At 69.9% G+C, this 11,780-nt stretch carries 9 protein-coding genes; 4 read left to right on the top strand and 5 right to left on the bottom strand.

All coding sequences use genetic code 11. The features are described from left to right. Positions 1–23 precede the first annotated feature (23 nt). A complete protein-coding gene (locus E2170_RS04320; RefSeq protein WP_132999382.1) occupies positions 24–974 on the bottom strand; it encodes a bifunctional riboflavin kinase/FAD synthetase in 951 nt (316 codons plus the stop codon). Positions 975–1,095: 121 nt separating this feature from the next. Further along, a complete protein-coding gene (gene murJ, locus E2170_RS04315; RefSeq protein WP_279432854.1) occupies positions 1,096–2,820 on the bottom strand; it encodes a murein biosynthesis integral membrane protein MurJ in 1,725 nt (574 codons plus the stop codon). 110 nt (positions 2,821–2,930) lie between these two features. Here murJ and rpsT point away from each other — a divergent pair, with 110 nt between their 5' ends. Next, complete coding sequence (gene rpsT / locus E2170_RS04310; protein ID WP_132999381.1) at positions 2,931–3,200, top strand: 30S ribosomal protein S20; 270 nt, start codon at positions 2,931–2,933, stop codon at positions 3,198–3,200. Between the two features lie 253 nt (positions 3,201–3,453). Here rpsT and cgtA read toward each other — a convergent pair whose 3' ends face one another. The 3 genes from cgtA to rplU form a co-directional block, all read right to left on the bottom strand. Then, positions 3,454–4,500: an Obg family GTPase CgtA gene (cgtA, locus tag E2170_RS04305; RefSeq protein WP_132999380.1), complete on the bottom strand. Its 1,047-nt coding sequence runs from the start codon at positions 4,498–4,500 to the stop codon at positions 3,454–3,456. Positions 4,501–4,680: 180 nt separating this feature from the next. Beyond that, a complete protein-coding gene (rpmA, locus tag E2170_RS04300) occupies positions 4,681–4,941 on the bottom strand; it encodes a 50S ribosomal protein L27 (protein ID WP_132999379.1) in 261 nt (86 codons plus the stop codon). Positions 4,942–4,953: 12 nt separating this feature from the next. Next, the gene (gene rplU / locus E2170_RS04295; RefSeq protein WP_132999378.1) at positions 4,954–5,274 is read right to left on the bottom strand and encodes a 50S ribosomal protein L21; all 321 of its coding nucleotides are present in this window, start codon (positions 5,272–5,274) and stop codon (positions 4,954–4,956) included. Between the two features lie 528 nt (positions 5,275–5,802). On the opposite strand from rplU, the gene E2170_RS04290 reads away from it, so the two are divergent. The 3 genes from E2170_RS04290 to E2170_RS04280 all read left to right on the top strand — a co-directional run bounded on the left by E2170_RS04290 (position 5,803) and on the right by E2170_RS04280 (position 11,780). After that, positions 5,803–8,280 carry a S8 family peptidase gene (locus tag E2170_RS04290; protein WP_132999377.1) on the top strand — a complete coding sequence of 826 codons (2,478 nt, stop codon included), beginning with the start codon at positions 5,803–5,805 and terminating at the stop codon, positions 8,278–8,280. Between the two features lie 132 nt (positions 8,281–8,412). Beyond that, positions 8,413–11,364 carry an excinuclease ABC subunit UvrA gene (gene uvrA / locus E2170_RS04285; RefSeq protein ID WP_132999376.1) on the top strand — a complete coding sequence of 984 codons (2,952 nt, stop codon included), beginning with the start codon at positions 8,413–8,415 and terminating at the stop codon, positions 11,362–11,364. Next, the gene (locus tag E2170_RS04280) at positions 11,361–11,780 is read left to right on the top strand and encodes an acyl-CoA thioesterase (protein ID WP_132999375.1); all 420 of its coding nucleotides are present in this window, start codon (positions 11,361–11,363) and stop codon (positions 11,778–11,780) included. The genes uvrA and E2170_RS04280 overlap by 4 nt, the downstream gene beginning before the upstream one ends.

Genomic DNA, 11,780 nt, shown 5'->3' with positions numbered 1-11,780 from the left:
CTTGTAACGCTGGCTGTCGTCGGTCACGCGGTCGCTCGCTGGGGGGTCTGCATCAGGATTTCGCGCGCACGTGCGGCGTCGCGGTCCATCTGCGCGACCAGGGTCGGCAGGTCGGGGTACTTCTCCTCGTCGCGCAGGCGCGCAACGAATTCCACCTCGATCCGGCGACCGTACAGGTCGCCGGCGAAATCGAACAGATGGGCTTCGAGCAGCGGCTCGATGCCGTCCACCGTAGGCCGGGTGCCGAAGCTCGACACCGAGGGCCGGGGCGCGTCGCCGACGCCGTGCACGCGGGTGGCGTAGACGCCCTGCAGCGCCGGCACCTTGCCGCCGAAGCGCAGGTTGGCGGTGGGATAGCCGAGCGTGCGCCCGAGCTGGCGGCCGCGGACCACCCGGCCGCCGATGGCGTAGGGGCGGCCGAGCAGGCGCGCGGCGGCGGCGAAGTCACCGTCCACCAGGGCGGCGCGGATGCGGGTGCTGGACACGCGCTCGCCGTCGAGGTGCACGGGCTCGATTTCGCCGGCCGTGAAGCCCAGGCCTTCGCCCGAGGCCTGGAGGGTGGCCAGGTCGCCCGCCCGGCGGCTGCCGTAGCGGAAGCCCGGACCGACCCAGACCTCGCGCGCGCGCAGGCGCCCGGCCAGCACGCGCCCGGCGAATTCGTCCGGCGACATCGCCGCGAAGGTGGCGTTGAAGCGCAGCAGGCCCACCACCTCGGCGCCCAGCGCCCACAGGCCCTCGGCGCGCGCGCGCGGCAGCATCAGCCGCGGCGGCGGCGCGCCCGGCGCGAAGAACTCGCGCGGCAGCGGCTCGAAGCTCAGTGCCGCCAGCGGCACGCCCAGCGCCCGCGCACGCGTCGCGGCGTGGCGCAGCAGCGCGCGGTGGCCCAGGTGCAGGCCGTCGAAGGCGCCGATGCAGGCCACGCTGCCTTCGGGGCACAGGGGCCCGCCGTCGACGTCGCGGAACAGCTGCTTCATGGAATCCAGGATGGTGTGGCGCGGCCGCCGGCGGCGGCCCGCCCGACGCGGGTCGGCCCGCAAGTATACCGGCGGCGCCCTGCCCCACGTCCCGGGGACGCGACGCGGGTGACGCCGGTGGTCAGTGCCGCAGGTGGCGCGGGCGCAGGCCCAGCGCCAGCATCGCCACGCCGTAGGCCAGCGCGCCGGCGACGACCACCGCGAGCAGCAGCACCGCCCGCAGCAGCAGGCTCCCGATCGCGGTCCAGTCGCCGATCCAGGCGCTCAGCGCCAGCACCGCCGCCGCCATCACCGCGCAGGCCACCACCAGGCGCAGCCAGAACAGGCCCCAGCCCGGCTGCAGCCGCACCAGGCCCGCGCGCTTCAGGTAGCGCCACAGCAGCCAGGCATTGACGATGCCCGCCAGCCCCGTCGCCAGGGCGATGCCGCCGTGCGCGCCCGGCACCTCCCACAGCCACAGTGGCGTGGTGAAAGCGATGGTCATCAGCACGTTGGCGACGACGGTGATGATGGCCGCGCGCATCGGCGTCTTCGTGTCCTGCCGGGCGTAGAAGGCCGGCGCCAGCACCTTGGTCAGCATGAAGGCCGGGATGCCGATGCTCATCGCCGCCAGGCTGATCGCCGCCATCCGCGTGTCGTGGGGCGTGAAGCGCCCGCCCTGGTAGACCACCGAGGTCAGCGGCTCGGCCAGCAGCAGCAGGCCGATCGCGGCAGGCACGCCGGCCAGCAGGGCCATGCGCAGCGCCCAGTCCAGCGCGGCACCATAGCCCTCGCTGTCGTCGGCCGCGTGCCGGCGCGACAGGTGCGGCAGGATCACCGTGCCGATGGCGACGCCGAACAACCCCAGCGGGAACTCCACCAGGCGGTCGGACAGGTACAGCCAGGTCTGGCTGCCGGTGACCAGCAGCGAGGCGAACACCGTGCCCACCAGCAGGTTGAGCTGGGCCACGGAGGACGAGAACAGGGTCGGCACCATCAGTTTCGCCACCCGGCGCACGTCGGGGTGCCTGAAGCCGGGCTTGAACCGCGGCCTGAGGCCGAGCCGCCCCAGCGCCGGCCACAGCACCGCCAGCTGCAGCACGCCGGCCACCAGCACGCCCCAGGCGAGCGCCTTGACCGGCTCGGCGAAGTACCGCGACACCCAGACGATGGCGACGATCATCACCAGGTTGTGCAGCACCGGCGTCACCGCCGGCAGCGCGAAGCGGCCGAAGCTGTTGAGCACCGAGGCCACCAGCGCCATCAGCGAGATGAACACCAGGTAGGGGAAGGTGATGCGGAGCATGTCCGCGATCAGGGCCAGCTTCTCCGGGTCGTCGAGCGCGCCGGGGGCGAACATGCGCGCCAGCAGCGGCGCAGCCAGCATGCCGACGGCCGCGAACACCAGCACCACGGCAAGCAGGGCGCCGGCCATGGCGTCGAGGAATTCCTTCAGCGCGCGCTCGTCGCCGCGCTCGCGCAGTTCGTTGAACACCGGCACGAAGGCCATCTGCACCGAGCCCTCGGCGAAGATCCGGCGCAGGTAGTTCGGGATCCGGTAGGCGATGACGAAGGCGTCCATCGCCACCGACACGCCGAACACGCGCGACTGCAGGGCGTCGCGCAGGAAGCCGGCGATCCGCGACAGCAGGGTCATGGAACTGAAGACCGCGGTGGAGCGCAGCAGGCCGCCGCGACGGCGACCGCCTCCGGCACCACCCTTCCCGCCGCCGGAACCACCAGGGCCGGCGCCCGGGCCACCGGCCGCCTCTGCAGCCGCCTTCGTCGCCGGCATCGAGGCCGCGGGATCCAGCCCTGCCGCTCCCGTGCCCGGCCGCTCGGGGGCACCCTGGACGGGCCCGCTCACGCCAGCCACCCCGTCCGGGCACCATTGTTGACGCAAGCCCCTGATTCCCCCATAATTTCCTGCTCGCTCGACCCGAATTCCGTCTTCACACCCGTTTCCAGGATCCCATCGTGGCCAACATCAAGTCTTCCAAGAAGCGCGCCAAGCAGGCCGTCGTGCGCAACCTGCGCAACAACAGCCAGCGTTCGCAGCTGCGCACCGCCGTCAAGAAAGTGCTCAAGGCGCTCGACGCCAACGACGCCGCCGGCGCGCAGGAGGCCTTCACCGCCGCGCAGCCGCTGCTCGACCGTTTCAGCGCCCGCGGCCTGATCCACAAGAACAAGGCCGCCCGTCACAAGAGCCGCCTGACTGCGCGCATCAAGGCCCTCAAGGCCGCCTGATCCACGCGTCACCGCAACACCCGAAAGCCCGGCCCCGGCCGGGCTTTTCGTTTGCGGGCCCGGAAAAGCAAAAGCTTCTGCCACAGATTTACGCGGATTACGCGGATCGGGCCGAAGCGGACTGACGCGCCTCGCGCTACCCCTGCCATTTCTGCAGACAAGCCCATTGCGATGGATCGGCCTCGGCTGAATCCGCGTAATCCGCGCAAATCCGTGGCAAAAAAAGGCTCCTGCCCTTTCCATTCCGCCCGCCTCAGCCTTCGATGGCATCGGCCGCGTCGGCGGCGTCGCGGGCCTGTTCGTCGAGGAAGGCCTGGACGCGGAGCATGACTTCGCGGGTACCTTCGTGGGCCAGGCCGGAGACGATGAACCAGGGGCCGGTCCAGCCCAGTTCGGCGACCACGCGCTCGGCGTGCGCGCGGGAGTCCTCGGCCGGCAGCAGGTCGGCCTTGTTGAACAGCAGCCAGCGCGGCTTGTCCATCAGGCCGGCATCGAACTTCTCCAGTTCGCGCTCGATGGCGCGGATCTGGTCGGCGGCGTCGGAGCCGTCCAGCGGCTCGACCTCCACCAGGTGCAGCAGCAAGCGGGTACGCTGGATGTGGCGCAGGAACAGCGCGCCCAGGCCGGCGCCGTCGGCCGCACCCTCGATCAGGCCCGGGATGTCGGCAATCACGAAGCTGCGCGCCGGCTCCACGCTGACCACGCCCAGGTTCGGGTAAAGCGTGGTGAAGGGATAGTCGGCCACCTTCGGCGTGGCCGCGGACACCGCGCGGATCAGGGTCGATTTGCCGGCGTTGGGGAAGCCCAGCAGGCCGACGTCGGCCAGCAGCTTCAGCTCCAGGCGCAGTTCGCGCTGCTCGCCCTCGCCGCCCGGCGTGGCCTTGCGCGGCGCGCGGGTGATCGAGCTCTTGAAGTGCATGTTGCCCAGGCCGCCCTGGCCGCCGCGGGCCACCAGCAGGCGGTCGCCGTCGCCGACGAGGTCGCCGATCACTTCGTCGGTGTCGATGTTCACGACCTGGGTACCGACCGGCACCCTGATCACGATGTCCTCGCCGCCCTTGCCGTAGCGCTGCTGGCCCATGCCGTCCTGCCCGCGCTGGGCGCGAAAGATCCGCTGATGGCGGAAATCGACCAGGGTGTTGAGGTTGCGGGTGGCCTCGAGCCAGACGTCGCCGCCGTTGCCGCCGTCGCCACCGTCGGGGCCGCCGAGCGGGATGAACTTCTCGCGCCGGAAACCGACGCAGCCGTTGCCGCCGTTGCCGGCGATGACGGAGATTTCGGCTTCGTCTACAAGTTTCATGGGCTCAGGAACCGGATCTTGGGGAGAGAACGTACGGACACGCCGCGCGCCATGCGCAGGCGTCGCCGCGTGGCGGCGGCAACGCGCTGCCGGAAGTGTAGCGGGTGCCGGCAGCCGCACCCGGCGGAGAAAAGAAAAGCCCCGCCGGAGCGGGGCCCTTCGCGGAACGCTGCGCCGGGCTCAGGCCTCGGCGACGACGTTCACGGTGCGGCGCTTCTTCGGGCCCTTGGTCGTGAACTCGACCTTGCCGTCGATCAGCGCGTACAGGGTGTGGTCGCGGCCGAGGCCGACGCCCGAACCCGGGTGGAACTGGGTGCCGCGCTGGCGGACGATGATGTTGCCGGCGTCGATCGCCTGGCCACCATAGATCTTCACGCCGAGGTACTTCGGGTTGGAGTCGCGGCCGTTGCGCGAGGAACCTACGCCCTTTTTATGTGCCATGGCTGCGTCTCCTTACTTCTTGTCGCCACCGGCAATGCCGGTGATCTCGATTTCGGTGTAGTGCTGCCGGTGGCCCATCTGCTTGCGATGGTGCTTGCGGCGGCGGAACTTCACGATGCGCACCTTGTCGGCGCGGCCGTGGGCCTTCACGGTGGCGGTGACGGTGGCGCCCTTCAGCGCGTCGCCGACCTTGATGCCATCGGAATCGCCGAGCATGAGCACGTTGTCGAACGTGATCTCCTTGCCGGCCTCGACGTCAATCAGCTCCACGCGCAGGGTCTCGCCCTGCATCACGCGATACTGCTTGCCGCCCGTTACCAGGACTGCGTACATGACCAGTCTTCCTCTGTAGTTATTGTGGTCGCTGGCCGCCATCGGGGGCGGACAGGAGCGGAATTGTAGACGGATCAACGGTTTCGGGTCAAACAAACCTGAATGCAGCTTGTACGGTTGCGCTGCCCACCCGCTATCCGGTAGGTTCGATGGGTCGGATGGGTCACAGGGGACCGTCCGCTGCAGGATCGCTTCACCAGTCCGCGCCGGCGCCGCCCAAGCGCCGCGTGGTCGTAATAACCGCCTCTTCTCCAGGAGTGCCCCTGTACGTGCATCGCCCGATCCGTACACACAAGACGGCGCAGGACCACGACAGCCCGAGGCGGCCGGCGCAAGACTGCGCCACACCTTCTACCAGGCCGGCCGCACCGCGCCCGCCGCAAACCGTATTTCGCACCCCGCAGGCCGTCGACCACCGGTCGCGCCGCGGGCGTGCGCGCAGATTCCACTGTAAGTAGCGACAGCCACTGCGTGGATGGGGCCGACGCCACAGCGCGTTCGGATCGATGAGAAGGAGAGAGGACCGAAATGACAAGCAAGACTCGGAGCACCACAACCACGGCACTCGCGGTAGCCATCACCGCCGTGCTCGCCGCGGCACCGTCGTACGCGGCACTGAAGGCCCCGGCAGCGGCCAAGCCCGGACAGGCCTCCAAGGCCGCCCCGAAGGCCCCGGCCACGCAGGCGCCGCTGTTCTCGAAGCCCGGCCATCCCTATGGCATCAACCTGAAGGCCCCGGCGGAGAACAGCTACGACTCGTTCATCGTCAGCTTCAAGAAGGGCGCCAAGCCCAGCGCCGACCTGCAGCGCCAGCTCGATTCCGTCGGCAAGCTGCTCGGTACCCGCATCGCCGTCGAGCGCACCCTGGGCACCGGCGCCCAGCTCGTCCGCCTCGGCCGCGACATCGACGTCGGCGAACGGAAGCAGCTTGAAGCCGCGCTGATGGCAAACCCGTCGGTCCGCGCCGTAGAGCCCAACGGCCGCATGTACCGCACGCTCGAGCCGAACGACCCGCTGTTCGCGCAGCAGTGGCACTACCAGGGCGGCGGCATGGGCATCAATGCCACCGAGGCCTGGGACAGCGTCGACGGCACCGGCTACATCGTCGCCGTGCTGGACACTGGACAGGTCAACCACGCCGACCTCGACGGCCAGTTCGTCGCCGGCTACGACTTCATCTCCGATCCCGCCAACGCGCGCGACGGCGACGGCCGTGACCCCGATCCGAACGACGAAGGCGACTGGGACAGCAAGTACGACAGCAGCTGGCACGGCACCCACGTGGCCGGCACCGTCGCCGCGGTGACCGACAACAACCTCGGCGTGGCGGGCGTGGCCCATGGCGCCAAGGTCCAGCACGTCCGCGTGCTCGGCAACGCCGGCGGCACCTTTGCCGACATCAACGACGCCATTGTGTGGGCGTCCGGCGGCAGCGTCCCCGGCGTGCCCGACAACGAGACCCCGGCCCACATCATCAACCTGAGCCTCGGCGGCGCCACCGCCTGCCCGACGGCGATGCAGGATGCGGTCGACATCGCCCGTGCCAACGGCACCATGGTGATCGCGGCGGCGGGCAACTCGAGTTCCGAAGTGTCCGGCTTCAGCCCCGCCGGCTGCAACGGCGTGGTCGCGGTGGCGGGCACCGGCCCGAACAACACCAAGTACGCCTCCACCAACTTCGGCGAGGGCATCAGCGTCGCAGCCCCGGCGGGCAGCGGCGTGGTGCCCGAGACCGACCAGGTACTGTCGACCCTGAACGACGGTGCGGAAGGCCAGGGCGCTGACTCCTACGCCTGGTATGCCGGCACCTCGATGGCGGCCCCGCACGTGGCGGGCACCGCTGCCCTGGTCCTCGAGGCCTCCGGCGGCGTACTGGATGCCGACGAGATCGAGACCATCCTGCGCAACACCGGCTATGCCGCCAACGGCCTGGTCACCGGCTGCGACAACGCCGACATGTGGTGCGCCAGCCTGATCGACGCCGGCCGCGCGGTCGCCGTCGCCGCGGGCGACGAGGAACTGCCTGGCGACCCGCCGGGTCCGCCGCCGCCGCCGCCGCCGATCGAACTCGAGAACGGCGTCGCCGTCGAACTCGGTGCCATGACCGCCGGTACCGACAAGTTCTACGTGCTCAACGTACCGGAAGGCCAGGGTTCGGTGATCTTCAACCTGGATCCGGGCACCGGTGCCACGGGTGACTCGGACATCTACGTCCGCTATGGCGCACGCCCGAACAACAGCACCTTCGACTGCCGTCCGTGGACCGGCGGCACGGTTGCCGAGGTCTGCTCGTTCGACAACCCGCAGGCCGGCGAGTGGCACGTCCGCGTGGTCGCCTACAACGCCTCCAGCGGCTACAGCGTGAAGGGCACCTACAGCGGTGACGGCCCGCCGCCGCCGCCGCCGCCGACCGAGCTCGAGAACGGGGTCACGGTCAGCGACATCAGCGTCGGCACCGGCGAAGAGCTGTTCTTCGTGCTGGACGTGCCGGCGGACGCCACCGACCTGAACTTCACGATGGCGGGTGGCACCGGTGACGCCGACCTGTACGTCCGTGAAGGCGAACTGCCGACCTCGACGCTCTACGACTGCCGTCCGTACCTGACCGGCAACGACGAGACCTGCGACTTCCCGACCCCCGCGGCCGGCCAGTGGTACGTCCGCATCGCCGGCTACGCCGCGGCGACGGGCATCTCGCTGACCGCCAGCTACACCGGCGACGAAGAGCCGGGTGGCGAGTCGCCGCAGGATCTGATGGCCCGCTATGTGTTCGCCCTGAAGGGCCAGCGCATCCGCGTGCCGCTGGCCTGGACCGGTGGCGAGGGTGAACAGGTCGACGTGCTGTTCAATGGCGAGATCGTTGCGACCTCGGCCAACAACGGCGTGTTCAACCACACCTTCACCGCCGAAGCGGTCGGCCCCGGCAGCGCGACCTACCAGGTCTGCAACGCCGGTACCAGCGACTGCTCTGCGGAGATCACGGTGAACTACACCGCGCGCCGCTGATCCAGGACGCAAGGTGACATGCGAGGGGCCCGGTTCGCCGGGCCCCTTTCTTTATGGCTGTTTGCCCCCATCCATCGGGCTCGGTAGGCTGGTTGATCGCCCACCCTCCCCTTTCCTCCGGATCCCCACCCGATGGCGCTGGACCTCATCCGCCTCCGCGGAGCCCGCACCCACAACCTGAAGGACATCAGCCTCGACCTGCCCCGCGACCGCCTGATCGTGGTCACCGGCCTGTCCGGTTCCGGCAAGTCCTCGCTCGCCTTCGACACGATCTATGCCGAGGGCCAGCGGCGCTACGTCGAGTCGCTGTCGGCGTATGCGCGGCAGTTCCTGAGCGTGATGGACAAGCCCGACATCGACCACATCGAGGGCCTGTCGCCGGCGATCGCGATCGAGCAGAAGTCGACGTCCCACAACCCTCGCTCGACCGTCGGCACGATCACCGAGATCTACGACTATCTGCGCCTGCTCTACGCCCGCGTCGGCCAGCCGCGCTGCCCGGACCACCACTACCCGCTGGAGGCGCAGACCGTCAGCCAGATGGTCGACCAGGTGATGGCGCTGGCGAACGATCCGGCCAACGCCGAGCGCCGCTGGATGCTGCTGGCGCCGGTGGTCCGTGACCGCAAGGGCGAGCACGCCCAGGTCTTCGAGCAGCTGCGCGCCCAGGGCTACGTGCGCGTGCGCGTGGACGGCGCGGTGCACGAGATCGACGCGGTACCGCCGCTGGCGCTGCGCCAGAAGCACAGCATCGAGGCGGTGATCGACCGCTTCCGGGTGCGCGAGGACATGCAGCAGCGCCTGGCCGAATCCTTCGAGACCGCGCTCAAGCTCGGCGACGGCATGGCCGAAGTGCGCGCGCTCGACGACGACGCGGCCGAACCGATGCTGTTTTCCTCGCGCTACAGCTGCCCGGTCTGCGACTACGCCCTGCCCGAGCTGGAGCCGCGACTGTTCTCGTTCAACGCCCCGGCCGGCGCCTGCCCGACCTGCGACGGCCTGGGCGTGAGCCAGTTCTTCGACCCCGACCGCGTGGTGGTGCATCCCGAGCTGTCGCTGGCCGCCGGCGCCGTGCGCGGCTGGGACCGCCGCAACCACTACTACTTCCAGCTGATCGCCTCGCTGGCGAAGCACTACGGCTTCGACGTCGACACGCGCTGGCAGGAGCTGCCGGACGACGTGCGCCAGGCCGTGCTGTACGGCAGCGGCGAGGACGAGATCGCCTTCACCTACGTCACCGAAAGCGGCGTGCGCAGCAAGCGCAGGCACCGCTTCGAGGGCATCGTGCCCAACCTCGAGCGTCGCTACCGGGAGACAGAATCCTCCGCGGTGCGCGAGGAGCTGTCGAAGTACATCAGCGAACAGCCCTGCCCCGACTGCGGCGGCGCGCGCCTGAACCGCTCGGCACGCAATGTCTTCGTGGCCGAACGCGCCATGCCCTCGATCGTGGTGCTGCCGATCGGCGAAGCCCTGGACTTCTTCCAGCAGCTCGAGCTGCCCGGCTGGCGCGGCGAGGTGGCCGCGCGCATCGTCAAGGAGATCCGCGAGCGCCTGGGTTTCCTGGTCGACGTCGGCCTCGACTACCTGACCCTGGAGCGCAAGGCCGATTCGCTGTCCGGCGGCGAGGCCCAGCGCATCCGCCTGGCCAGCCAGATCGGCGCCGGCCTGGTGGGCGTGATGTACGTGCTCGACGAACCCTCGATCGGCCTGCACCAGCGCGACAACGAGCGCCTGCTGGGCACGCTCACCCGCCTGCGCGACCTCGGCAACACCGTGATCGTGGTCGAGCACGACGAGGATGCGATCCGCCTGGCCGACCACATCGTCGACATCGGCCCCGGCGCCGGCGTGCACGGCGGCGAAGTGGTGGCCCAGGGCCGCTATGAAGACATCCTGGCCGAGCCGCGTTCGCTGACCGGGCAGTACCTGTCGGGCACGCGCCGCATCGAGATCCCGGCCAGCCGCCATGCGCCGAACCCGAAGCTGGAACTGCGCCTGCTCGGCGCCAGCGGCAACAACCTCAAGGACGTCGACCTGGTGATCCCGAACGGGCTGTTCACCGTGGTCACCGGCGTCTCGGGCTCGGGCAAGTCGACGCTGGTCAACGACACGCTGTACGCGCTGGCCGCGAACGAGATCAACGGCGCCTCGCACAAGCCCGCGCCCTTCCGTGCGGTGGAAGGCCTGGACCTGTTCGACAAGGTGGTCGACATCGACCAGTCGCCGATCGGGCGCACGCCGCGTTCGAATCCCGCCACCTACACCGGCCTGTTCACGCCGCTGCGCGAGCTGTTCGCGCAGGTGCCGGAGGCGCGCGCGCGCGGCTACGGCCCGGGGCGCTTCAGCTTCAACGTCCGTGGCGGCCGCTGCGAAGCCTGCCAGGGCGACGGTCTGCTCAAGGTCGAGATGCACTTCCTGCCCGACATCTACGTGCCCTGCGACGTCTGCGGCGGCAAGCGCTACAACCGCGAGACGCTGGAGATCCGCTACAAGGGTCTGAACATCCACGAGGTTCTGGAGCTCACCGTGGAAGCGGCGCTGGACCTGTTCCATGCGGTGCCGGCGCTGGCGCGCAAGCTGGAGACCCTGGCCGACGTCGGCCTTGGCTACATCCGCCTCGGCCAGTCGGCGACCACCCTCTCGGGCGGCGAGGCGCAGCGCGTGAAGCTGTCGAAGGAACTCTCGCGTCGTGACACCGGGCGCACGCTCTACATCCTCGACGAGCCGACCACCGGCCTGCACTTCCACGACATCGACCACCTGCTCGGCGTGCTGCACAAGCTGCGCGACGACGGCAACACAGTGGTGGTGATCGAGCACAACCTGGACGTGATCAAGACCGCCGACCACGTCATCGACCTCGGTCCCGACGGCGGCCACCGCGGCGGCGAGATCATCGCCCAGGGCACGCCGGAGGAAGTCGCGGCGATGCCGCAGTCGCACACCGGGCGCTTCCTCGCGAAGCTGCTGGCGGAGCAGGCGGCCCACGCCGGCAAGCCACGCATCGACGACACGCCGAAGCCACGCTCCCGCGGCAAGACCGGAACCCCCACACGCCGCCGCAAGGCACGGGACATTTCATGAGCCGCGAACCCGCCGAACACGGACAGGTGCTCCACCGCATGCCCATCGAGCTGCGCTGGCGCGACCTCGACGCCTTCAACCACGTCAACAACTCCAACTTCATGACCTACCTGGAGGAGGCCCGGATCCGCTGGTTCGAGTCCCTGGGCGAGGAATGGGTGACCGAGAATACGGCGCCGCTGCTGGCCGCGGTGCAGATGAACTACCGGCAGCCGATCCCCTATCCGGGCTCGATCGTGGTCGAGCTGACCGCCGACCGCGTCGGCAGCACCAGTGTGACCCTGGGCCACCGCATCACCAGCGCCGACGGCGCCGTGCTGCACGCCGACGGCCACGTGGTCATGGTCTGGATCGACCGCGCCAGCGGTCGTCCGACCGCCCTGCCCGATCCGGTGCGGAAGATGGCGGGAGCCTGA

Origin of the sequence: Luteimonas arsenica (assembly GCF_004352825.1) — a bacterium.
GTDB classification, from domain to species: domain Bacteria; phylum Pseudomonadota; class Gammaproteobacteria; order Xanthomonadales; family Xanthomonadaceae; genus Luteimonas; species Luteimonas arsenica.
The sequence above is the reverse complement of the archived record's forward strand: the minus strand, read 5'-3'. Positions and strand labels throughout refer to the sequence as shown.